This window comes from Leclercia sp. LTM14, assembly GCF_023736175.1.
In the GTDB taxonomy this organism is placed as follows: domain Bacteria; phylum Pseudomonadota; class Gammaproteobacteria; order Enterobacterales; family Enterobacteriaceae; genus Enterobacter; species Enterobacter barmai.
Window position 1 is genome coordinate 44,608 of the sequence record NZ_JAIKTT010000008.1, and the last position, 25,097, is coordinate 69,704.

Annotated in this window: 14 protein-coding genes and 2 pseudogenes; 5 read left to right on the forward strand and 11 right to left on the reverse strand. The window is 57.7% G+C overall.

The features are described 5' to 3' along the window. Window positions 1-23 precede the first annotated feature (23 nt). Entirely contained in the window at window positions 24-1,736 is a 1,713-nt protein-coding gene (cysI, locus tag K5I40_RS16070; RefSeq protein ID WP_138370556.1) for an assimilatory sulfite reductase (NADPH) hemoprotein subunit, read from the reverse strand. Continuing rightward, the gene (gene cysJ, locus K5I40_RS16075) at window positions 1,736-3,541 is read right to left on the reverse strand and encodes an NADPH-dependent assimilatory sulfite reductase flavoprotein subunit (RefSeq protein ID WP_138370555.1); all 1,806 of its coding nucleotides are present in this window, start codon (window positions 3,539-3,541) and stop codon (window positions 1,736-1,738) included. Before cysJ ends, cysI begins: the two co-directional genes overlap by 1 nt. Window positions 3,542-3,848: 307 nt before the next feature. Between cysJ and queD the strand changes: the two genes are divergently transcribed. Then, complete coding sequence (queD, locus tag K5I40_RS16080; RefSeq protein WP_039029943.1) at window positions 3,849-4,211, forward strand: 6-carboxytetrahydropterin synthase QueD; 363 nt, start codon at window positions 3,849-3,851, stop codon at window positions 4,209-4,211. Here queD and K5I40_RS16085 read toward each other — a convergent pair. Next, complete coding sequence (locus tag K5I40_RS16085) at window positions 4,196-6,535, reverse strand: helix-turn-helix domain-containing protein (protein WP_223074752.1); 2,340 nt, start codon at window positions 6,533-6,535, stop codon at window positions 4,196-4,198. The two genes, queD and K5I40_RS16085, sit on opposite strands and share 16 nt — an antisense overlap. 171 nt (window positions 6,536-6,706) lie before the next feature. Here K5I40_RS16085 and K5I40_RS16090 point away from each other — a divergent pair, with 171 nt between their 5' ends. Next, window positions 6,707-7,876: a M20 aminoacylase family protein gene (locus K5I40_RS16090; RefSeq protein WP_138370553.1), complete on the forward strand. Its 1,170-nt coding sequence runs from the start codon at window positions 6,707-6,709 to the stop codon at window positions 7,874-7,876. Between the two features lie 26 nt (window positions 7,877-7,902). After that, entirely contained in the window at window positions 7,903-9,297 is a 1,395-nt protein-coding gene (locus K5I40_RS16095; RefSeq protein ID WP_223074751.1) for an MFS transporter, read from the forward strand. 20 nt (window positions 9,298-9,317) lie between these two features. On the opposite strand, the gene queE is transcribed toward K5I40_RS16095, so the two are convergent. Next, the gene (gene queE / locus K5I40_RS16100) at window positions 9,318-9,989 is read right to left on the reverse strand and encodes a 7-carboxy-7-deazaguanine synthase QueE (protein ID WP_039029939.1); all 672 of its coding nucleotides are present in this window, start codon (window positions 9,987-9,989) and stop codon (window positions 9,318-9,320) included. 254 nt (window positions 9,990-10,243) lie between these two features. Between queE and K5I40_RS16105 the strand changes: the two genes are divergently transcribed. Further along, entirely contained in the window at window positions 10,244-11,458 is a 1,215-nt protein-coding gene (locus K5I40_RS16105) for a glycosyltransferase (protein WP_223074750.1), read from the forward strand. Window positions 11,459-11,514: 56 nt separating this feature from the next. Here K5I40_RS16105 and eno read toward each other — a convergent pair. The 5 genes and pseudogenes from eno to rlmD form a co-directional block, all read right to left on the reverse strand. Further along, window positions 11,515-12,809: pseudogene (eno, locus tag K5I40_RS16110) on the reverse strand (phosphopyruvate hydratase). Between the two features lie 82 nt (window positions 12,810-12,891). Then, on the reverse strand, window positions 12,892-14,529 hold the full coding sequence (gene pyrG, locus K5I40_RS16115) for a glutamine hydrolyzing CTP synthase (protein ID WP_039029936.1): 1,638 nt from the start codon (window positions 14,527-14,529) through the stop codon (window positions 12,892-12,894). A 224-nt stretch (window positions 14,530-14,753) separates the two neighbouring features. Continuing rightward, complete coding sequence (gene mazG, locus K5I40_RS16120; protein ID WP_223074749.1) at window positions 14,754-15,545, reverse strand: nucleoside triphosphate pyrophosphohydrolase; 792 nt, start codon at window positions 15,543-15,545, stop codon at window positions 14,754-14,756. Window positions 15,546-15,648: 103 nt separating this feature from the next. Next, on the reverse strand, window positions 15,649-17,886 hold the full coding sequence (gene relA, locus K5I40_RS16125; protein ID WP_039029934.1) for a GTP diphosphokinase: 2,238 nt from the start codon (window positions 17,884-17,886) through the stop codon (window positions 15,649-15,651). 52 nt (window positions 17,887-17,938) lie between these two features. Further along, the gene (gene rlmD / locus K5I40_RS16130) at window positions 17,939-19,237 is read right to left on the reverse strand and encodes a 23S rRNA (uracil(1939)-C(5))-methyltransferase RlmD (RefSeq protein WP_039029933.1); all 1,299 of its coding nucleotides are present in this window, start codon (window positions 19,235-19,237) and stop codon (window positions 17,939-17,941) included. A gap of 57 nt (window positions 19,238-19,294) precedes the next feature. On the opposite strand from rlmD, the pseudogene barA reads away from it, so the two are divergent. Next, a pseudogene (gene barA, locus K5I40_RS16135) lies at window positions 19,295-22,051 on the forward strand (two-component sensor histidine kinase BarA). A gap of 438 nt (window positions 22,052-22,489) precedes the next feature. Here barA and K5I40_RS16140 read toward each other — a convergent pair. Together K5I40_RS16140 and gudD are read right to left on the reverse strand one after the other, a co-directional pair. Beyond that, a complete protein-coding gene (locus K5I40_RS16140; RefSeq protein ID WP_223074748.1) occupies window positions 22,490-23,668 on the reverse strand; it encodes a glycerate kinase in 1,179 nt (392 codons plus the stop codon). A gap of 87 nt (window positions 23,669-23,755) precedes the next feature. Next, entirely contained in the window at window positions 23,756-25,096 is a 1,341-nt protein-coding gene (gudD, locus tag K5I40_RS16145; RefSeq protein WP_039029930.1) for a glucarate dehydratase, read from the reverse strand. Window position 25,097: the final 1 nt, after the last annotated feature.

Below are 25,097 nucleotides of genomic sequence, written 5' to 3' on the forward strand. Positions count from 1 at the left end.
CGGCCTACAAAACCCGTGCGGTATTACTCCCAGAAATCCCGGGCGGGATCGAGCACCGGGCGAATGATGCCCGCACGCACCGTAAAGTCGCCGAAGCCTTCACCCGCTTCGCGCTCTTTCGCCCAGCGCCCGACTAACTCATCAATTGAGTTGAGAATTTCAGGTTCCGTGATGTTCTCGCGATACATACGTGGAATACGCGTTCCGCTGCGGTTACCTCCCAGGTGCAGGTTGTAACGACCCGGCGCTTTACCCACCAGGCCCAGCTCGGCCAGCATCGCGCGGCCACAGCCGTTCGGGCAGCCGGTGACGCGCATCACGATATGCTCGTCCGGAATGCCGTGTTTTTCCAGAATCGCTTCCACTTTGTCAGTAAATGACGGCAGGAAACGTTCCGCTTCGGCCATCGCCAGCGGACAGGTCGGGAACGACACGCAGGCCATGGAGTTTTCACGCTGCGGCTTCACCGCGTCCATCAGGGCATGATCCCGCGCCAGCTTCTCGATCTTCGCCTTCTGGCTTTCCGGCACGCCGGCAATAATCAGGTTCTGGTTGGCGGTGATACGGAATTCACCTTTGTGGATCTTCGCGATCTCCAGCAGGCCGGTTTTCAGCGGACGGCCCGGATAATCCAGGATACGGCCGTTTTCAATAAACAGCGTCAGGTGCCATTTATTGTCGATACCTTTAACCCAGCCAATACGATCCCCGCGACCGGTGAATTCGTACGGACGGATCGGCTCAAACTTAATGCCCGCGCGACGCTCCACTTCGGCTTTGAAGGTCTCAACGCCCACGCGCTCGAGGGTGTATTTGGTCTTGGCGTTTTTACGATCGGTACGGTTACCCCAGTCGCGCTGGGTGGTGACGACCGCTTCCGCCACCGCCAGAGTGTGCTCCAGCGGCAGATAGCCAAACTCGCTCGCGGTACGGGCGTAGGTGTTCTTGTTACCGTGCTCAATAGATAGACCGCCGCCCACCAGCAGGTTAAAGCCCACCAGCTTGCCGTTCTCGGCAATCGCCACAAAGTTCATGTCGTTGGCGTGCAGATCGATATCGTTCTGCGGCGGGATAACTACCGTCGTTTTGAACTTACGCGGCAGGTAGGTCTGGCCGAGGATCGGCTCTTCGTCCGTGGTCGCGACCTTCTCCTGGTCGAGCCAGATCTCAGCATAGGCGCGGGTACGCGGCAGCAGGTGCTCGGAGATCTTCTTCGCCCACTCGTAGGCTTCAGCGTGCAGCTCGGACTCGTACGGGTTGGAGGTGCAGAGCACGTTACGATTCATGTCGTTGGCGGTTGCCAGCGCGTCCAGCCCGACGGAGTGCAGCATCTGGTGTACCGGCTTCACGTTCTTCTTCAGAATGCCGTGGAACTGGAAGGTCTGACGGTTGGTCAGACGGATGCTGCCGTAGATAGTGTTGTCATGGGCGAACTTGTCGATCGCCTGCCACTGTTTGGTGGTGATGATCCCACCCGGCAGACGGCAGCGCAGCAGCATCGCATGACGCGGCTCCAGCTTCTGTTCAGCACGCTCGGCGCGAATATCGCGATCGTCCTGCTGGTACATACCGTGGAAACGGATCAGCAGGAAGTTGTCGCCTTTAAAACCGCCGGTCAGACCGTCATTTAAATCTTCGGCAATGGTGCCGCGCAGGTAGTTACTCTCAACCTTCATGCGCTCGGCATCAGACAGTTTGCCTTCGACCACCAGAGGGCCAGGATGTTTTTCGCTCATTAGTAGACATCTCGCTGATAACGGCGCTCGACGCGCAGCTCACTTAAATATTCATCCGCCGATTCAGTATCCATGCCACCGAATTCAGCAATCACTTCCAGCAAAGCCTGCTCAACGTCTTTCGCCATGCGATTGGCGTCGCCGCAGACATAAATGTGGGCACCGTCATTGATCCAGCGCCACAGCTCTGCGCCCTGTTCGCGCAGTTTGTCTTGTACGTAGATTTTTTCTTTTTGATCGCGGGACCAGGCCAGATCGATACGGCTCAGCACGCCCTCTTTAACGTAGCGCTGCCACTCCACCTGATAGAGGAAATCTTCGGTGAAGTGCGGGTTGCCGAAGAACAGCCAGTTTTTGCCCGGCGCTTCGTCGGCAGCACGCTGCTGCATAAAGGCGCGGAACGGCGCGATGCCGGTGCCCGGACCAATCATAATGACCGGGGTTTCCGGGTTGGCAGGCAGACGGAAGTTGTCGTTGTGCTCGATAAAGACCCGCACCTCGCCCTCTTCTTCCACGCGATCCGCCAGGAAGCTCGATGCGCCGCCGGCACGGGCACGACCTTCGATGTCGTAACGCACCACGCCTACGGTGACGTGAACTTCGCTTTCCACCTCGGCCTGCGCGGAGGCGATAGAGTACAGACGCGGCGTCAGCGGACGCAGCAGGCTGGTTAACGCCTCAGCATCCAGCTGGGCTGGCGAGAAACGAACCATATCGACGATGGGCGTCGTGGCTGCGTAGTGTTGCAGTTTGGCTTTGTCGCCCACCAGCGGCAGCAGGGATTCGCTGCGGGTCAGGGTGGCGTAATTCTCCACGATGTTCGCGGTATTCACGGTCAGCTCGAAATGCCACTGCAGCGCTTCAGAGAGCGGCAGCGTTTTGCCGTCCAGGGTGACCTGCTCGTCGCCTTTCAGCCACAGCAGCTCAACCAGCTCTTTCACCAGGGCCGGATCGTTCTGGTACCAGACACCCAGGGCATCGCCCGGCTGGTAGCGCAGGCCGGAGTCGCCCAGATCGATTTCGATGTGGCGCACGTCTTTTTCAGAATCACGACCGGTGATTTTCTGGTTCACCGACAGGCTCGCCGTCAGCGGGGCTTCTTTGGTGTACGGGCTGGTGTGAATGTCGTTGACCACGCCAGTGGCAGTGGCTGCCGCCTGGGCTGGCGTCTCGGTCGGGACGCGGGCTTTCAGCACATCGACAATACGTGCGCGCCATTCGGCCGCCGCGGTCTGGTATTCAACGTCGGTATCAACGCGATCCAGCAGGCGTTCAGCACCCAGTTCGGCCAGCTTGTTGTCAAAATCTTTGCCCGACTGGCAGAAGAATTCGTAGGAGGAGTCGCCCAGGCCGAATACCGCAAACGCGGTGCCCGCCAGTTTTGGCGCCTTTTTCGAGAACAGGAACTTATGCAGCGCAACCGCTTCTTCAGGCGGCTCACCTTCGCCCTGGGTAGAGGTCACAACGACAACCAGTTTTTCTGACGCGATTTGCTTAAATTTATAATCCCCGGCGTTCACCAGGTTCACGTTCAGTTTGGCTGCGAGCAGATCGTCGCGCAGGGCTTCAGCCACGCGGCGGGCATTGCCGGTTTGCGAGGCGGAGATAAGCGTAATCGCCGGGATCTCAACGGCCGCAGCCGGTGCACTCGCCACAGCCCCCGGCTGTTGATTGAGCATTCCCCAGAAATAACCGGATACCCAGGCAAGCTGGGTGGGCGAGAAATCAGTGGTGGCCGCCTGCAGGCGTGCCAGTTGCTCCGGGTTCAGGGGAAGCAAATTTGAAGGTGGGGCCTGTGTTGTCATGCGTCGTTATGTTCCAGTAGCAAAGCTGAATTTTTATCTGAAAGACAGAACAGAGTGTAAGGTTAACGGCGCGGATCATAACAATTAAAGAAGGGATGGAAATAATAAATAACCAAATGGACTAACCTCTTTTAGTTATTGTTCTTAACGATAAAACTGATTAATTATCCGATTGAAAAATATAGAGAAAAAGAGTGGTTATACTGGCCATCCGGTGCCCTCCCTATAATGGCCGTTTTAGTTAATGATAAAAAATGTACTTTCCGGTACTCTACGCCGGTTTTTTCCGCATTTTTGAGAGTCCACGATGTCCACCACGCTGTTTAAAGATTTTATGTTCGAAGCCGCCCACCATCTGCCTCACGTCCCGGAAGGGCATAAATGTGGTCGCCTGCATGGGCACTCCTTTATGGTGCGTCTGGAGATCACGGGTGAAGTCGATCCGCATACCGGCTGGATTATGGATTTCTCCGAACTGAAAGCGGCGTTCAAACCGACCTATGACCGCCTCGATCACTACTATCTGAATGATATTCCAGGGCTGGAAAATCCGACCAGCGAAGTGCTGGCGAAGTGGATCTGGAATGAGATGAAACCGCTGGTGCCGCTGCTGAGCGCGGTGATGATCAAAGAGACCTGCACCGCCGGCTGCATCTATCGCGGCGAGTGATCCCCCTCATGAGGAAGCAACGGCGCGAGCTCAAAGAGCATAAGCGCGTTGCTTTCCAGCGATTCCGCTATCTGCCAGCCTTCATGAAGCCGTTCATCATGCATTGACAGCATTGGACGCGCTTTATGCTCAACCCAGCGCCACATCTCTTCGTCCGGCCCCCTTTCACTGCGCACGCCTTCAATTAAGGGGTACAGCGCGCCGTTGTGCTGATCAAACAGGTGGCACTTAATCCGCCATCTGCCGCTTAACCCCTTCAACTGGACATGGTACTGCTGGCGAAAACGCTGAATAAAAGCCTCTTCGCTGGAGAGCAGCGGGTTAAATACCACCGTATTGCACAGTAACAGCTGATATCCGTTGTGGTGGCGCAACAGCAGAAGGTTCTTTTCGTTTACCAGCATTTCACCGCGCAGGCGTCGCCACAGCCAGAGCACCCAGTAGATGGGGCGAGGCAGGCCGTGGTTGTACTGCAGGGCAAGGCTCGACGTATCGATGGTGTTGTTGGCCCGCGCTTCGCCCTGTAAGCCTGAATTAAGCCAGAACCCCACCAGCCAGACCTGCTCCGAAAGCCCGAGCAGGTTTTGCATCAGCAGTGCCCCGCGGAAAAACCCGCCGTTGGTCGTCCGGGTATTCCCGGTGAGGGTGTTCCACGACAGCAGCCATAGCGGAAGAGAGATCTTGCGCTGGCGAAGCGAGGTCAGGATCTGCCGGATCTTCTGTACCGGATAATTTTCTGAGGAGGAGAGATGGGCCGGATCCAGCTGCGCCAGATCGAGAAGCTCGTTGGCATCGGCCGGACAGGCCAAAAAATCGGCCTGCGTAAGAAGAGTGGAGTTCAGCAGCGCCTCGTCATTTTGCGCACCATGGCCGGGGGAAAAGCGGTGCCAGATGCCGAACGTCGCCTGCGGCAGATACTCGCGAAGCGTCGCCCGCTGGGCCTGCCAGACCTGTGACCGCGTCTCCTCGCTCGCCTGCGTCGACCAGTGCATCACAAACTGCCAGCTGCCGGTGATATCGGGTGAAAAGTGATTAACCGACTGCTGTAAAAAGCGTGCAAGCAAATCAGTGCGGGTGGTCAGGCCGGTATGCAGCAGCACCGCCCACTGTTTTTGCCCAAGCCAGGTGAAGACCTGATGAAGGTTGTACCAGCAGGCATACCCCGCCATCTGCGGATCGTCCCAGCCGCTGGCAAACAGGCGGCTGCTGAGAAAGGGTTCCGCGATATCGATCCCGTAAACGGGCATCGCCTCCCCGAGCTTTTCCAGCTCCCGACGCACGTCCTCACGCAACAGATCGTCCAGCTCACGCACCGTCACCACCATTCGGGTATGGCGCAGCGGCGCGGAAGGTTTGAGAAGGGGCAGATCGAGTACTCTCTCCTGCACCGGATGCGGGGTTAATGACGACGGCTCCCGGCCGCGCGTTTCGGGTTGATTCAGCAGGCTGAAAAGCCTGTCCACCGCCACCGGGTAGAGCTGCTCCCCGGTGCTCTGGCGTAAACGGGGCGTACCGGGGTGAGAACGTCGTTGTTTACGAAACTCTCCCGGGGCCATCTGGTAATGACGCCGGAACAGATCGCTCATCATGCGCGTACTGGCGAATCCCTGCTCCAGCGCAATCTGGTGCAGCGGGCGACTGGTCAGGCGAAGCGCATCGGAGGCCTTTTCCAGCCGCAGGGTCGTAATGTACTGCATAAAACTGACGCCCATCTCTTTACGAAAAAGACGGGAGAGCCAGGCTTCCGAGACAAATTCACTTTCGGCGATTTCTGCCAGGGTAATGCGTCGGGTGTAGCTGGCGTTGATGCGTTCCACCACCCGGGCGATACGTTTGCTTAAGCCCGGATGGTTTTCCCGCAGGATCAGGCGGGCGGGCTGCTGGAACCGGCTGGTCAGCAGCAGCAGGATCTCGCTCAGCCAGCGGATTGCTTCCAGCCGGTAGCGATGCTGCTCGTTGATGAGGGTGCTTGCCAGCAGCTGGCGCAGGAGGTGGCGTAGCTCATCACACTGGGGCCAGCCGCCCCCGGCGTCGGACGGAATGGCGTAATCGTGGGCGAAAAAGTCGTGGCAAAGCTGCTGGATCCAGCGTCCGGAAAGCACAACGCACATCGTCGTATTCCCGCTCTCGCTGGTGAGCTGCCAGCGTTGATTACGGTTGACGATGGTCAGGCTATCCGCCTCCAGAGTCACCTGCCGCTGGTCGGTTTTCAGTTCCGCGCTGCCTTCCAGCAGCCACAGCAGGGTCAGTGCATCGTCCTCCTCCTGATGAAACTGACGAATGTCCTGCACCTTCACCGAAAATTCGCTACCCCGTTGCTCCATTTGCCCCTCCCGGGAAGACAAATAATGACGCGCTGTTTTTTGTCATAACAGAATTGTATGAAAAACAATCAGAAATAAAGCGTCGCTTCACAACAAAAAAGTGCATTTTCCGTCGCTGCGATCGGCATAAACTCGAAATTAGCATTGTTTGATAAAAAAAGGATAACAAAAATGACACATCCGATTGTTGAAGCACTGCAGCGCAACGAGGCGCAGTTTATTGAGCTGCGCCGCCATTTTCATCAGCACCCTGAGATCGGTTTCGAGGAGCAACAAACCAGCCAGCGCGTCGCAGAGTTGCTCCAGCAGTGGGGTTACGACGTGCATCGCGGAATGGCGAAAACCGGAGTGGTAGGCACCCTGAAAGTGGGCAACGGCAGCAAACGCCTGGGCCTGCGCGCCGATATGGATGCGTTACCGATGCAGGAGGACAGCGGCAAAGCCTGGAGCAGCACCGTTGCGGGCAAATTCCACGGCTGCGGCCATGACGGCCATACCACCACCCTGCTCTATGCCGCCGAATACCTGGCGCGCACCCGCAATTTTAACGGTACGCTGCACCTGATTTTCCAGCCGGCTGAAGAGCTGCTGTACGGCGGGCGGGTAATGGTCGAAGATGGCCTGTTTGATACCTTCCCCTGCGACCATATTTTCGGTCTGCATAATATGCCCGGGCAAAAGCTCGGCAAAATTGGCCTGCGCGACGGCGCCATGATGGCCTCCTCTGACACCCTGCACATTGAAGTTAACGGCGTCGGCGGGCACGGTGCCCTGCCGGAACATACCGTCGATGCCACGCTGGTGGCCTGCCACATCACCCTCGCCCTGCAGTCGATTGTGTCGCGCAATATCACCCCGTTTGAGCCTGCGGTGGTCACCGTCGGCAGTATTCAGGCCGGACATGCGCCCAATATCATCAACGAAAAAGTGCTGATGAAGCTGACCGTGCGCACGCTGAACGAGAAGGTGCGCCAGACCGTTCTGCAGCGTATCCACGACATCGCGGTTGCGCAGGCAGAAAGCTTCAACGCCACGGCCACAATCCGGCATATCAACGGCAGCCCGGTACTCACCAATAACCCCGCCGCCAATGAGATGGTGCGTACCGTCGCCCAGGATCTGTTCGGACAGGATGCGGTCGCCACCGTGGGTGCATTTATGGGCAGCGAAGATTTCGCCTTCATGCTTGAGAAGAACCCCGACGGCTGTTACTTCACCATTGGTGCCGGCGACGAAGCGGATCGCTGCATGGTGCATAACCCGGGCTATGACTTTAACGACAAGATCCTGCTCACCGGTGCCGCGCTCTGGAGCGCCCTGACCGAACACTATCTGCGTTAATCGCGTATCCCCAGGAGGGCTGCACAATGAGTACCGTTCCCCTGACAGGCACCCCGGCTTTTGCAGGTAACGATCGACTGCTGGCGGGTATTGTTCTGAGCGTTCTGACATTCTGGTTATTTGCCCAGTCGGTGATCAACGTGGTGCCGGCCATGAAAAATAGCCTCGACATTTCCCTGGAGACGCTCACGCTGGCGGTCAGCCTCAGCGCGTTATTCAGCGGCTGCTTTGTCGTTGCCAGCGGCGGCTTTGCCGATAAGTTTGGTCGCGTGCGCCTGACGGTTATCGGCCTGGTGCTGAGTATTGTCGGCAGCGGCCTGCTGTTTCTGGCCCGGGAGCCGGTGCTCTTTCTGCTGGGACGGGCGATCCAGGGGCTGTCGGCGGCCTGCATTATGCCCGCCACCCTGGCGCTGATTAAAACCTGGTACGAAGGCAAAGCGCGCCAGCGGGCGATCAGTTTCTGGGTAATTGGCTCCTGGGGTGGTAGCGGCCTGAGCTCGTTTGTGGGCGGCGCGATCGCCACCAGCCTGGGCTGGCGCTGGATATTTATTTTCTCCATCGTGATGGCTCTGGCAGCTCTGCTGCTCATCCGCGGTACGCCCGAAAGCCGGAGCGCCAGCGCTGGTCAGCATAAGCTGGATATTGGCGGGCTGTTGAGTTTTGTCTTTATGCTGGTGCTGCTCAACCTGTTTATCAGCAAAGGGCACAGCTGGGGCTGGAGTAGCGGCCTGTCGCTGGCGGTGCTGGGGGCGGCGATCCTGGCGGCGCTGGGCTTTATCATAACCGGCCTGCGTAAAGGCGATGCGGCGCTGATTGATTTTGCGCTGTTTAAAAACCGGGCCTACAGCGCGGCGGTGCTCTCCAACTTCATGCTCAACGGCTGTATTGGCACCATGATGATCACCAGCATCTGGCTGCAGCAGGGTCATCATCTGACGCCTTTGCAAACCGGGATGATGACCCTGGGGTATCTGGTGACCGTGCTCGCCATGATCCGCGTGGGGGAGAAACTGCTGCAACGCTATGGTGCCCGCCTGCCGATGATGACCGGGCCCGTGCTGACCGCGATCGGCATTACCTTTATCTCCTGCACCTTCTTAAGCAAAGAGATCTATATCGTCACCGTCTTTTTGAGCAACGTCCTGTTTGGCCTGGGGTTGGGTTGTTACGCCACGCCATCGACTGACACGGCGGTGATGAACGCGCCGGAGAGTAAAGTCGGCGTGGCGTCCGGGATCTACAAGATGGGGAGTTCGCTGGGTGGAGCAATGGGGATCGCCGTGACGGCTTCGCTGTATGCCCTGCTGCTGCCTCTGGGCATGGCCAGCGCCGCCCAATACGCGCTGCTGTTTAACAGTGCGATTTGTCTCGGCTCGGCGGTAGTGACCTGGGTGTTGTTACCCAGACTGCGGGCCCCTTAATCACAGGGGCCGCAGGGCTGTCAGGCGATATTCAGATATTTGTGCGTCTGCATCGACAGACGCCAGTTCCGCGCGATACAGGTCTCGATACACAGGCGCGTGGCATCTTCTTTCTGAGAGATCGGCTGCAGGGCAATCACCCGCTGCTTATCGTCCGTTAAGGTTTCCAGCAGTTCATCCAGCGCTTCGATATCGCGTACGCGACCAACCGGGTGTTTAATCTCGTCCGCGCGTTCCAGCGCCTGGGACAGCACGTCATACCCGCCGCGCATATTCACTTTTGGCGATACCGTCACCCAGGTGGTGTGGGAACAGCGCACTTCGTGGGTGCCGCTGGTTTCAATCTGGCAGCTAAAGCCGTTGCTTTCCAGCAGCATGGTCAGCGGCATCAGGTCGTGAATGCAGGGTTCACCGCCGGTGATCACCACATGGCGCGCCGTCCAGCCCTGACGACCAATGATCGCCAGCAGATCGTCCGGGTTTGCCGCGCCCCATTTGTCGCTCTCTTTAGTTTTCGCCAGAATGCTGAACAGTGAAACTTCCCGATCGCTGAGCGTTTCCCAGGTATGTTTGGTATCACACCAGGCACAGCCAACCGGGCATCCCTGCAGACGAATGAAGATAGCGGGAACGCCGGTGAAGTAACCCTCGCCTTGCAGGGTCTGGAACATCTCGTTAATCGGGTACTGCATAGTTATCTCTGGTCAGATTTACGGGGGGGCATTATTGCAGATCGCACATAATCAGGCAAAACAACCCCGGCCACGATTTAATTCCTGTCAGTTTAAGGATAGCCAGGCTAACGGCCTTATGGTGGAAAGCCGTTGTCAGAAGGCAATGTTAAAAACATAAAAACTTACGCTACGCTTTTAAGATATCCCCCACCCGGCTCGCGTCGACGTTAACCCCCTTGACTGAGTCGCCATCAGAATACTGGACAAGCAGAATGAGCCATTTTGCGGTAATAACGCTACCGTTATACAGCCATATGCAGGCTATGGAAGCACTGGCGAAACACCTTATCGTGCGCGGCCATCGGGTCACTTTTTTTCAGCAGGAAGAGGCTCGCTCGCTGCTCAGGGAACCGCAGGCGCACTTCATCCCGGTGGGTCACCCCACGCCGTCTGGGATGCATGAGCCGGGATTTTTTCGCCTGATATCAGGTATGGCAAGCGTTACCGATATGCTGTGCCGTGAACTGCCCCATGCCTTCAGACAACACAATATTGACGCCGTGATTGTAGATCAGATGGAGCCGGCAGGAGGGCTGGTCGCACAAGCGCTCAACCTGCCCTTTATCTCCATCTGCTGCGCCCTGCCGGTAAACCGGGATAGCACCATCCCCTTGCCGGTGATGCCTTTTCGCTATGGCACCAGCGATCGCAGCCGGAAATTATACGCCTCCAGCGCGGATGTTTATGACTGGCTGATGTCGGGACAGGGGCGGGTCATTGCCCGTCATGCCCGGGCGTTTGGTCTGCCTGCGCGTAACAGGCTGGATCAATGCCTGTCGCCATTGGCGCAAATCAGCCAGACCATCCCAGGCTTTGATTTTCCACGCACCTTGCCCGCCTGCTTCCATGCGGTAGGTCCGCTACGCCACGATCCGCCAGGGGTCTCTTCCGGCAATAAAAAGCGGTTTGTTTTTGCATCATTAGGCACGCTGCAGGGCTACCGCTATGGACTGTTCCGCAAGATTACCCGCGCCTGCCGGGAGGCTGGCGTGCCCTTGCTTATTGCCCACTGTGACGGGCTAAATGCCAGTCAAACCGCCCGGCTGGCGCGTGCGGGGGCGCAAACCGTAGGATTTACCGATCAGCTGGCGGTATTACGCGATGCCAGCGCCGTCATTACCCATGCAGGGCTGAATACGGTGATGGATGCCATCGCCACCGCCACGCCGATCCTCGCCGTGCCGCTGGCGTTTGATCAGCCAGGCGTCGCCGCCCGCGTGGTTTTCAGCGGCATTGGCCTTAAGGCCTGCCGTTTTTCGCCGAGCCATACGCTCAGCCAGCATCTTCTCGAGCTGCTGGAAAACAAGCAGTACACGCAGCGCATCACCGCCCTCCAGACTCAGCTGATAAATGCCGGAGGGGCAGCACGGGCTGCCGAAATTATTGAACAGGCGGTACGCACACGTCATAGCGTCCCGACGGCGTAATGACATAAAAAAACCCGCCGAAGCGGGTTTTTCTAAAGATTAAAGTTCAGTATGAATTACTGACCTTTGATCTCTTTACGACCGTTGTATGGTGCTTTTTCGCCCAGTGCTTCTTCGATACGAATCAGCTGGTTGTATTTAGCAACACGGTCAGAACGGCTCATAGAACCGGTTTTGATCTGGCCTGCAGCGGTACCAACAGCCAGGTCAGCGATGGTAGCGTCTTCAGTTTCGCCTGAACGGTGAGAGATAACGGCAGTGTAGCCAGCGTCTTTCGCCATTTTGATCGCAGCCAGAGTTTCGGTCAGAGAACCGATCTGGTTGAATTTGATCAGGATGGAGTTAACGATGCCTTTCTCGATACCTTCTTTCAGGATCTTGGTGTTGGTTACGAACAGATCGTCACCAACAGCTGGATTTTGTCGCCCAGTACTTTGGTCTGGTATGCGAAACCAGTCCAGTCAGACTCGTCCAGACCGTCTTCGATAGAGACGATTGGGTACTGTTTGGTCAGGTCTTCCAGGAAGTGAGTGAACTCTTCGGAGGTGAATGCTTTGTTGCCTTCGCCAGCCAGAACGTATTTACCGTCTTTGTAGAATTCAGATGCTGCACAGTCCATCGCCAGGGTGATGTCGGTGCCCAGCTCGTAGCCAGCTGCTTTAACCGCTTCAGCGATTACAGCCAGTGCTTCGGCGTTGGAGCCCAGGTTAGGTGCATAACCACCTTCGTCACCTACTGCAGTGTTCATGCCTTTAGCTTTCAGAACTTTAGCCAGGTTGTGGAACACTTCAGAACCCATACGTACTGCTTCTTTCAGGGATTTCGCGCCAACTGGCTGAATCATAAATTCCTGAATATCAACGTTGTTGTCTGCGTGCTCACCGCCGTTGATGATGTTCATCATCGGAACTGGCATAGAGTATTTGCCTGGAGTGCCGTTCAGTTCAGCAATGTGTTCGAACAGTGGCTGACCTTTAGAAGCAGCTGCTGCTTTGGCGTTCGCCAGGGAAACAGCCAGGATTGCGTTAGCACCGAAGTTAGATTTGTTTTCAGTACCGTCCAGATCGATCATGATCTTGTCAATGCCAGCCTGATCTTTGGCATCTTTGCCAAGGATTGCCTGAGCAATAGGACCGTTTACTGCGCCAACCGCTTTGGTTACGCCTTTGCCCAGGAAGCGGGATTTGTCGCCATCGCGCAGTTCCAGCGCTTCGCGGGAACCAGTAGAAGCACCTGACGGCGCAGCAGCCATACCTACGAAACCACCTTCCAGGTGTACTTCGGCTTCAACAGTCGGGTTACCACGGGAGTCGATGATTTCACGACCGATGACTTTAACGATTTTGGACATTAGATTTTCCTCAGTACAAGTTAAACTAAAACTCCAGACAAACAACGCGTACCTTTGGTACGCGTTGCCGTTCTAACTTTTCTTACTTCGCCTGACGCTTCTGGAACTCATTGGCGGCTTTTACAAAGCCAGCAAACAGCGGATGTCCATCACGCGGCGTAGAAGTAAATTCCGGGTGGAACTGACAGGCAACGAACCATGGGTGGTTCGGCACTTCGATGATCTCGACCAACTGATCGTCCCCGGAGCGGCCCGCAATACGCAGACCCGCGGCTTCAATTTGTTTCAACAGCAGGTTGTTCACTTCGTAACGGTGACGATGGCGCTCAGTGATGACCGGCGCACCGTACATCTGACGTACCAGGCTGTCGTCAGAGAGCTGGCAAGCCTGAGAACCCAGACGCATCGTGCCACCCAGATCGCTTTTCTCGGTACGGACTTCGACGTTACCTTCTTCGTCGCGCCATTCGGTAATCAGCGCCACAACAGGGTACTTACAGTCTGGCACAAATTCCGTAGAGTTCGCGTTTTCCATCCCCACCACGTTGCGTGCAAATTCAATCAGCGCAACCTGCATACCCAGGCAAATGCCGAGGTAAGGAATATTGTTTTCACGCGCATAGCGTGCGGTAGCGATCTTGCCCTCAACACCACGGTAGCCGAAGCCGCCAGGGATGAGAATAGCATCCAGATCTTTCAGAATTTCTACACCGCGGGTTTCAACATCCTGCGAATCGATCAGCTTGATGTTGACGGTAACGCGGTTCTTCAGGCCACCATGTTTCAGCGCTTCGATAACTGACTTATAGGCGTCCGGCAGTTCAATGTACTTGCCGACCATACCGATAGTCACTTCGCCTGCCGGGTTTGCTTCTTCGTAAATAACCTGTTCCCATTCAGACAGGTTAGCTTCCGGACAGTTCAAGCTGAATCGTTTACAAATATAATCGTCCAGCCCCTGTGATTTCAACAGGCCCGGGATTTTATAAATGGAATCGACATCTTTCATTGAAATAACGGCTTTTTCTGGCACGTTACAGAACAATGCAATTTTTGCACGTTCGTTGGCCGGAACCGCACGATCGGAGCGGCAAACCAGGATATCAGGCTGAATACCGATAGAGAGCAGTTCTTTAACAGAGTGCTGGGTCGGTTTAGTTTTCACTTCACCTGCGGCAGCCATGTAAGGCACCAGGGTCAGGTGCATGAACAGCGCGTGCTCGCGACCAATATCCACCGCCAGCTGGCGAATCGCTTCAAGGAACGGCAGGGATTCGATATCACCTACGGTACCACCGATTTCAACCAGCACCACGTCGTGGCCTTCGCCACCGGCAATGATGCGCTCTTTAATGGCGTTGGTGATGTGTGGGATAACCTGAACGGTTGCGCCCAGGTAGTCACCGCGACGCTCTTTACGCAGAACGTCAGAGTAGATGCGGCCAGTCGTGAAGTTGTTACGACGGGTCATTTTGGTGCGAATGAAGCGCTCATAGTGACCCAGGTCCAGGTCGGTTTCAGCGCCGTCTTCAGTAACGAACACTTCCCCGTGTTGGATTGGGCTCATGGTACCTGGATCGACGTTGATGTACGGATCCAGCTTCATCATGGTCACATTGAGGCCACGGGCTTCAAGAATGGCTGCGAGGGAGGCTGCGGCAATGCCTTTACCCAGAGAGGATACAACCCCGCCGGTCACAAAAATATAGTTCGTTGTCATGCTGAACCTGAGAAGTTAGGGTGAAACGATGGAATAACCAGGACGGGAAAGTAGTATACCCGAACACGGCGAGCGCCACAAACTTTCATTCTCCGTCTCCTGTCTCAGGCTTTGACTCACATTGGGAGTGAGAAAATAGCCCCTTTTGGGTAAATGTTTTTGACGCAAATCAAGCGCTTGTCATTTAAAAAATCACACAAATTGCGCTTGATCGCAAAAACCCGTTAGAGATCAGATTCCTGGCGTTTTACTTCCTGCCACACTTCTTCCATCGCCTCGAGGTCCACGCCGGTCATTTCCAGGCCGCGGGCAGCGATAATGCGCTCCACTTCCCGGAAGCGACGCTCGAATTTGAGGTTCGCTTTTTGCAACGCCACTTCGGCTTTTACCCCTAAATGACGCGAAAGATTGACGGTGGCAAACAGCAGATCGCCCATCTCCTCTTCCAGCTTCTCCTGATCCACAACCGCCTGTTGCGCTTCGTGCATCACCTCGTCGATCTCTTCATGCACTTTGTCGAGCACCGGGCCGAGAGTCGTCCAGTCAAACCCCACCGTCGAGCAGCGTTTCTGGATCTTGTGCGCGCGCATCAGCGCCGGCAGGCTCAGCGGGATGTCATCCAGCGCGGAATGCTGCGACTTTTCCGCCCGCTCCGCGCTTTTGATCTGCTCCCAGCGGGCCAGCACTTCGTGGCTGTTCTCAGCGGTGGCATCGCCAAAGATGTGCGGGTGACGGCGCTCCAGCTTGTCGCTGATGGCGGCGCAGATATCGTTGAAATCAAAGCGCCCCTCTTCCTGGGCCATTTGCGCGTAGAACACCACCTGGAACAGCAGGTCCCCCAGTTCGCCGCGCAGATCGTCAAAATCTTCCCGGGAGATGGCGTCCAGCACCTCATAGGTCTCTTCGAGGGTGTAGGGGGCGATGGTGGCGAAAGTCTGCTCTTTATCCCACGGGCAGCCGTTTTCCGGGTCGCGCAGGCGTTTCATAATGCCGAGCAGGCGGTCGATTTGGGTCATGTCTTATCCTGTTTGAATCGAGGTTGCCGGGTAGCGGCTGACGCCTTTCCCGGCCTATGTAAAAGCGTGGCCCCGGCAAGCGACGCGCCGCCGGGGAGATAGATCAACCGCCGTGCAGACGACGGGCGTCAATCACATCCGGCACCTGGTTCAGCTTACCGAGCACCCGGCCCAGTACCTGCAGGTTATAGATTTCGATAGTCATATCGATGGTGGCGAGCTGCTGACGGGTGTCGCTGCGGCTGGCAACTCCCAGCACGTTCACCTTTTCATTCGCCAGAATGGTGGTGATGTCGCGCAGCAGGCCGCTGCGGTCGTTGGCCGAAACCCGCACCACCAGCGAATAACCGGCAGAATAACTCTCGCCCCACACCGCATCCACGATGCGTTCCGGGGCGTGGGACTGTAAGTCGTCCAGCTGATCGCAGTCCGCACGGTGGATGGAGATCCCGCGCCCCTGGGTAATAAAGCCGACGATCTCATCCCCGGGGATCGGCTGGCAGCAGCGGGCGATGTGGTGCATCAGGTTACCGACGCCTTCCACCACCACCCTGCCGTTGTCTTTCTCTTTGCTACGGTGCTGCGGGTTGTAGCTCTTCTGCTGCAGCTGCTTCAGCGCCGCGGCATCCTGCTCTTCCGCGCTCGGTTTGTTGAACTGCGCCTGCAGGAAATTCACCATCTGGTTAAGACGGATATCCCCGCCGCCGATGGCGGCCAGCAGCTCATCCAGCTCGTTGAAGTTGTAGCGCGGCAGCAGGAATTTTTCCGCCTCTTTCAGGTGGATGCCTAAATGTTCCAGCTCGTCGTCAAGGATCTGACGCCCGGCAAGGATGTTCTTGTCACGATCCTGCTTGCGGAACCAGGCGTGAATTTTTGAGCGCCCGCGGCTGGTAGTGATATAGCCGAGGTTCGGGTTCAGCCAGTCGCGGCTCGGGTTCGGCTGCTTCTGGGTAATGATGTCCACCTGATCGCCCATCTGCAGCTGATAGGTGAACGGCACGATACGCCCGCCGATTTTGGCCCCGATGCAGCGATGCCCCACGTCACTGTGGATGTGGTAGGCAAAGTCGAGCGGCGTTGAACCCGCAGGCAGGTCAACCACGTCGCCTTTTGGCGTAAAGACGTAGACCCGGTCATCAAAGACCTGGCTGCGCACTTCGTCGAGCATTTCGCCGGAGTCGGCCATCTCCTCCTGCCACGCAATCAGCTTACGCAGCCAGGCGATGCGATCTTCGTGCCCGGAGCGCGCCCCCCCTGAGGTGCCCTCTTTGTACTTCCAGTGCGCGGCGACGCCCAGCTCGGACTCTTCGTGCATCTGTTTGGTACGGATCTGGATCTCGACCGGTTTGCCGCCCGGCCCCAGCACCACGGTGTGGATCGACTGGTAGCCGTTCGGTTTCGGGTTAGCGACGTAGTCGTCAAACTCATCCGGCATGTGGCGGTAATGGGTGTGAACAATACCCAGCGCGGCGTAGCAGTCCTGTAACCGCTCGGCCACGATACGCACGGCGCGCACGTCAAAAAGCTCGTCAAAGGCGAGATGCTTCTTCTGCATTTTGCGCCAGATGCTGTAGATATGCTTCGGACGGCCATACACTTCGGCCTTCACGCCCTCTTCTTTCATCGACTTACGCAAGCCGCCGACAAACTCGTCGATGTAGTGTTCACGGTCGATACGGCGCTCGTGCAGCAGCTTAGCAATGCGTTTGTATTCCGCCGGGTGCAGGTAGCGGAAGCAGTAATCTTCCAGCTCCCATTTCAGCTGCCCGATCCCCAGACGGTTCGCCAGCGGGGCATAGATATTGGTGCACTCTTTCGCCGCCAGCACGCGTTCATCTTCCGGCGCGTCTTTCACTTCCCGCAGATGGGCGACGCGTTCCGCAAGCTTGATCACCACGCAGCGGAAATCATCCACCATCGCCAGCAGCATACGGCGGACGTTATCGACCTGTTCAGAGGAGACCGAATCGGTGTGGGTGGCTTTAAGCTGGCGGATGGCCGCCATGTCGCGCACGCCGTGGATCAGGGCGACAACGGATTTACCCACGCTTTCGCGAAGGACATCTTCTGTGACCACCTCCGCGTCCGCCAGCGGGAACAGCAGCGCAGCCTGCAGCGTTTCGATATCCATGCTCAGCATCGAGAGGATTTCGACCATTTCAATGCCGCGCCACAGCATCAGCTCGGCGTCGGGGTGCCCCTGAGTGGTGCGCAGACAATAGGCCCATGTTTCGGTTAAGCGTTCACACGACTGCTGGCTGGCAATCCCCAGACTTGCGATCCATTTTTGTGGGTCAAACTCACCAGCTTTATTGAGATGTGCACTTCTTACCGCAACCATTGTCCTCTCCTTTAGGGACCCTTGCCTGTCGAATTCGACAAGCCGAAACTCATCAGTTGTGTTCAAACAACGCCATTGATTCCAGATGTCCAGTGTGCGGGAACATATCAAGCATTGCCAGACGCTGAATCTGGTAACCCGCCGCGAGTAACGCCTCGCTATCCCGGGCAAGCGTCGCCGGATTACAGGAAACATAGACCACGCGTTTAGGGGCGAGTTTAATAATATGCTGCATCACGCCTGGCGCGCCCGCGCGTGCCGGGTCCAGCAGGATTTTATCGAAACCGTGCGCCGCCCAGGGCTGCCTGGTGACATCCTCTTCCAGATTCTCATGAAAAAATGTCACGTTTTGCAGCGCATTGTGAACAGCGTTGTCGCGCCCCTTTTCCACCAGCGCCGCCACGCCCTCTACGCCCACGACGCTGTGCGCCCGTTTTGCCAGCGGCAGGGTAAAGTTGCCCATCCCGCAGAACAGGTCGAGCACCCGGTCTTCTGGCTGAATATCCAGCCACGCCAGCGCGGTCGCCACCATCTGCTGATTTACACCGTCATTGACCTGAATAAAATCGCGCGGACTGAACGTTAAGCGTAGCCCGTCTGAATCATACCAGGGCGTTTCACCGCTCAGTTGCTCAAGTATCTCGCTTTGCGGAGCGAGATAAAGCGCAAGGTCAAGGGAATGCGAAAAGCGTTCCAGTTTTTCACGATCCTGGGCCGACAGCGGCGCCGTATGGCGCAGAACCATCAGCGGACCGCTGTTGGCCAGCACCAGCTCAACGTGCCCGAGATGGCGAGCCCCCTGCAGCTCAGAAAGGCATTTGCGCACTTCTGGCAGCAATGCCTCAAGACGGGGCACCAGAATGGGGCACTGTTTTACGTCCACGATGTCGCTGGAGTTGGCCTTGCGAAAGCCCATCTCCAGACGCGCGGTTTTCGGCTGCCAGTTCAGGCTCAGACGCGCCCGGCGGCGGTAGCCCCAGGGCTTATCGGCGATGACTTCATCGACGTCGTGCTTTAGCAAGCGCGCCAGGGCATTGCTTTTGCTGCGCTCCTGGAGCGCAACGCTGGCGTGCTGCTGTTGGCAGCCGCCGCACACGCCGAAGTGCGGACAGCGTGGCGTTTCGCGTTCCGGGCTATCATTAAGACGACGCTTTACCTGCCCGCGTGCGTACTGACGTTTCTCTTCCGTCAGGGTGATTTCCGCACGCTCCTGGGGCAGCAGTCCGGGGATAAACACGGTCTTTCCCTCATGGCGCGCCACCCCCTGTCCGAACGGATCGAGGTCTGTCACTTCAACAGTTATGATCTGACGCGTCGTCACGCGTCGCTTTGCAGAGTAGAATTGCGCCATCGCCGGGAATTTTCTCAAATGAACATATTGACTCTAATTGTCCCATAACGGAACTCCATGACCAACTACAGCCTGCGTGCGCGCATGATGATTTTGATCCTCGCCCCTACCGTACTCATTGGTTTACTGCTGAGTACCTTCTTCGTGGTGCACCGTTATAACGACCTGCAGCGCCAGCTCGAGGACGCAGGGGCCAGCATTATTGAGCCGCTGGCAGTCTCCAGCGAATACGGCATGAACCTGCAAAATCGCGAGCCAATAGGCCAGCTCATCAGCATTCTGCATCGCCGTCATTCAGAGATTGTGCGGGCTATCTCGGTGTATGACCAAAATAATCGCCTGTTCGTCACCTCCAACATCCAGCTTGACCCGGATACCCTGAAGCTGCCGGACGGTTCCGCGTTTCCCAAGCGGCTGAGCGTGATCCGCCAGGGCGAAAAAATGATCCTGCGCACGCCGATTATCTCGGAAAGCTATTCACCGGATGAATCACCCGCGTCGGACGCCAAGCCCAATAACAACCTGCTGGGATATGTGGCCCTGGAGCTGGATCTCAAGTCCGTGCGGCTGTAGCAGTACCGGGAGATCTTTATCTCCACGGTGATGATGCTGTTTTGTATCGGCATCGCGCTGATCTTCGGCTGGCGTCTGATGCGGGATGTGACCAGCCCTATCCGCAACATGGTGAATACCGTCGACCGCATCCGCCGGGGCCAGCTCGACAGCCGCGTCGAAGGCTTTATGCTCGGCGAGCTGGATATGCTGAAAAACGGCATCAACTCGATGGCCATGTCGCTGGCGGCGTACCACGAGGAGATGCAGCATAACGTCGATCAGGCCACCTCCGACCTGCGGGAAACCCTGGAGCAGATGGAGATCCAGAACGTCGAGCTGGATCTGGCGAAAAAACGCGCCCAGGAGGCGGCCCGCATCAAGTCAGAGTTCCTGGCGAACATGTCCCACGAGCTGCGCACCCCGCTTAACGGGGTGATCGGCTTTACCCGCCTGACCCTGAAAACCGAGCTCAACCCGACCCAGCGCGACCACCTGCATACCATCGAGCGTTCGGCTAATAACCTGCTGGCGATCATCAACGACGTGCTGGACTTCTCCAAGCTCGAGGCGGGCAAACTGATCCTCGAGAGCATTCCGTTCCCGCTGCGCAACACCCTGGATGAAGTGGTCACCCTGCTGGCGCACTCCTCTCACGATAAAGGGCTGGAGCTGACGCTCAACATTAAAAACGACGTGCCGGACAACGTGATTGGCGATCCGCTGCGCCTGCAGCAGGTGATCACCAATCTGGTGGGTAACGCCATTAAATTCACCGAGAGCGGTAACATCGACGTGCTGGTTGAAAAGCGCGCCATCAGTAATACCAAGGTGCAGATTGAGGTGCAGATCCGCGACACCGGGATCGGTATTCCTGAGCGGGATCAGTCCCGGCTGTTCCAGGCCTTCCGTCAGGCCGATGCCAGCATCTCCCGTCGCCACGGCGGCACCGGGCTGGGGCTGGTGATCACCCAGAAACTGGTTAACGAGATGGGGGGAGATATCTCCTTCCACAGCCAGCCTAACCGGGGCTCGACCTTCTGGTTCCATATCAATCTTGACCTGAACCCGAATGTCCTGACCGACCGCCTGGCCATGGATTGCCTGCAGGGTAAACGGCTGGCGTACGTGGAGCCGAATACCGCCGCCGCGCAAAGCACCCTCGATGTGCTGAGCACCACTCCGCTGGAGGTGGTTTACAGCCCGGGGTTCTCCGCACTGCCGGTTGACCATTACGACATCCTGCTGATGGGGATCCCGGTGACCTTTACCGGCGAGCTGAGCATGCAGCAGGAGCGGCTGGCGAAAGCGGCCTCGATGACCGATTATCTGCTGCTGGCCCTGCCGTGCCATGCGCAGATTAACGCCGAGGAGCTTAAGCATGACGGAGCGGCCGCCTGTCTGCTGAAACCGCTGACCGCCACCCGCCTGCTGCCGACCCTGACCGAGTACTGCCGCCTGAACCATCACGCCGCGCCTGCGATCAGCGATGAGAGCAAACTGCCGATGACCGTGATGGCGGTGGATGATAACCCCGCCAACCTGAAGCTGATTGGCGCGCTGCTGGAGGATCAGGTGCAGCATGTCGAACTGTGCGAAAGCGGCCTGCAGTCCGTGGAGCGGGCGAAGGAGATGCCGTTTGACCTGATCATGATGGATATTCAGATGCCCGGCATGGACGGCATCCGCGCCTGTGAACTGATTCGCCAGCTTCCTCATCACCTGCAAACGCCGGTTATCGCCGTAACGGCGCATGCGATGGCGGGTCAAAAAGAGAAGCTGCTGAGCGCCGGGATGAACGACTATCTGGCGAAGCCGATCGAAGAAGAGAAGCTGCGCAGCCTGCTGTTGCGCTACAAACCCGGCCCCGCCACGGGCAACCGGATAGCCCCGCCGGAGCCCCCGGCGATCGTGGTTAACAGCAGTGCAACCCTCGACTGGCAGCTGGCGCTGCGTCAGGCGGCGGGTAAAAACGATCTGGCGCGGGAGATGCTGCAGATGCTGGTGGCCTTCCTGCCGGAGATCCGCAATAAGGTGGAAGAGCAGCTGGTAGGTGAAGATCCGGAAGACCTGCTTGGAGCGATCCATAAGCTGCACGGCAGCTGTGGGTATAGCGGGGTGCCGCGCCTGAAGAATCTGTGTCAGCTGCTGGAACAGCAGTTACGTTCCGGCACGCCGGAGAGCGAGCTGGAACCGGAGTTCCTGGAGCTGCTGGATGAGATGGATAACGTCACGCGGGAAGCGATGAAGGTGCTGGGGTAGTACAGCGACCCCCTCTCACTGAGGGAGAGGGTTGGGGTGAGGGAGAATATGCCGCACCGGTGGCTGTTCCGTTCACTTCCAGAGTCGTGCTTCTCTGTTACAACGGAACCGGTGAACGTGCCAGGGCGGCTCAATCGCCACCGCCCTGGCGACCCGGGCTACCGGCAAGAAAATCGCCGCTTCGCGGATTGTTCGCCCCATCCCTGGGGCTCACCCCTTCGGGGCCAGCGCAAGCGCTGTCCAAAATTGCTCCCGGCAATTTTGTCCTCAGCTTATTCCTTCAGGCTTTCGGGTCGGGCACCAGCCTGCATCCATGCAGGCTATGCCCTCTCGGCGCGTCCATGCGCCTCGCCCCGGCCTTACGGAAACGCTTCGGCGATTTTCAGCCGGACCTTGTCATCGCTGTAACTAATTAATTTTTCCTAAAAAATCTTCGCTTTAAAGATGAAAAATTTCTGAGACCTCCTGGCCTTTCTGACCTGTCCCCATCCCCACCTTCAGCACCGCTGCAATATTCCTCGCCGCCATCCGCACATTCTCCTCGGCGTTTTCCAGCGCCTCCTCCAGCGTGCAGACGGTGTAAATCACGCTGAACACCGCGTCGATGCCGTGTTCATGCACCACGCCGACGTCCGCCGTCAGGCTGCCCGCGAGGCCAATCACCGGTTTATTGTGGCGTTTGGCAATCTTCGCCACGCCCACCGGCACTTTGCCATGGATGGTCTGGCTGTCGATCCGCCCTTCGCCGGTGATCACCAGATCGGCGTCGGCCACCTGGCTGTCAAGGTTGAGCGCATCGGTCACAATTTCAATGCCCTGGCGCAGCTGCGCGCCGCAAAAGGCATATAACGCCGCACCCATACCGCCCGCGGCACCGCCGCCGGCCAGGTTGAGCACGTCAACGTCCAGATCGCGGGCGATGATCCGGGCATACTGCGTCAGCGCGCGGTCGAGGCGAACAATCATCTCCGGGGTTGCCCCCTTCTGCGGACCAAACACCGCGGTGGCGCCGTTGTCGCCGGTCAGCGGATTGGTGACGTCGCAGGCTACCTCAATGCGGCACTCCGCCAGCCGTTTATCCAGGCCGCTGATGTCGATACGTGCCAGCTTCTCCAGCTCGCCGCCGCCCGCGCCGATGGCGTGGCCCTGTTCATCCAGCAGCTTCGCGCCAAGCGCCTGCACCATCCCTGCGCCGCCATCGTTGGTGGCGCTGCCGCCAATGCCGATGATGATATGTTTTACGCCCGCATCCAGCGCATGACGGATCAGCTCCCCGGTTCCCCAGGAGGTGGTTTTCAGCGGATTACGCTGGGCCGTAGGAACCAGCTCCAGGCCGCTGGCCGCCGCCATCTCGATAAACGCGCTTTTGCCATCGCCGGAGCGGCCATAAAAACCGTCAACATGCTCGCCGAGCGGCCCCGTTACCCGCACCTGAATAATGTCACCCTGAGTGGCGGCAACCATCGCTTCCACGGTGCCCTCGCCACCATCGGCAACCGGCAGTTTCACATACTCCGCCGTCGGGAAAATCTCGCAAAATCCTTGCTCTATCGCCGTTGCCACTGCCAGGGCACTGAGGCTCTCTTTGTAAGAGTCCGGTGCGATAACTATTTTCATAAGCCGTCCTTACGCATGTTGACTACCATAAGCATACACCCGTCACGCAAGAGAAAATGCCGACTCCCGCAGGAACCGGCACCGGACTTAACGCACCATGCAAGGGCGTTTGTTGTTGAAGGTCCACTCCGGGATCAGGTACTGCATCGCCATCGCGTCGTCGCGCGCGCCCAGACCGTGCTGCAGATAGAGCTCGTGCGCCTTCATCACCCGATCCATATCCAGCTCAACGCCCAGACCCGGCGTGGTCGGCACCTGCACCATACCGCCTTTGATTTCGAACGGCTGTTTGGTCAGGCGCTGGTTGCCCTCCTGCCAGATCCAGTGGGTGTCGATGGCGGTGATGTTGCCCGGCGCAGCGGCAGCCACATGGGTGAACATCGCCAGCGAGATATCAAAGTGGTTGTTGGAGTGCGAACCCCAGGTCAGGCCGAACTCGTGGCACATCTGCGCCACACGCACCGAGCCCTGCATGGTCCAGAAGTGCGGATCTGCCAGCGGAATGTCCACCGACTGCAGCGACAGGGTGTGCCCCATCTGACGCCAGTCGGTGGCGATCATATTGGTTGCGGTCGGCAGGCCGGTGGCGCGACGGAACTCAGCCATCACTTCACGGCCGGAGAAGCCCTGCTCGGCGCCGCATGGATCTTCCGCGTAGGCCAGCACCCCCTTCAGGCGTTTACCGATACGGATCGCTTCATCGAGCGACCATGCCCCGTTAGGATCGAGGGTAACGCGAGCCTGCGGGAAGCGTTTCCCCAGGGCGATGATCGATTCGGCCTCCTCGTCACCGGCCAGCACGCCGCCCTTCAGTTTGAAATCGTTAAAGCCGTACTTCTCGTAAGCCGCTTCTGCCAGGCGGACAACCGCGTCCGGGGTCATCGCCTCTTCGTGGCGCAGGCGATACCAGTCGCACTGCTCATCCGGCTGGCTCTGGTACGGCAGCGGCGTCAGCTTGCGGTTGCCCACGAAGAAGAGGTAACCCAGCATCTCGACTTCAGAGCGCTGCTGCCCGTCACCCAGCAGCGAGGCGACGTTCACGCCCAGGTGCTGGCCCAGCAGGTCGAGCATCGCCGCTTCAATACCGGTGACCACATGAATGGTGGTGCGCAGGTCAAACGTCTGCAGCCCGCGTCCGCCCGCGTCACGGTCGGCAAATTCGTTGCGTACCGCATTGAGGACGTTTTTGTACGCGCCCAGCGTTTTGCCGACGACCAGCGGGATCGCATCTTCCAGCGTTTTACGGATCTTCTCGCCACCCGGGATTTCACCCACGCCGGTATGACCGGAGTTGTCTTTGATAATCACAATATTACGGGTGAAGAACGGGGCATGGGCGCCGCTCAGGTTCATCAGCATGCTGTCATAACCGGCAACCGGAACGATCTGCATGGAGGTGACAACAGGCGTAGTAAAAGTGCTCATAATT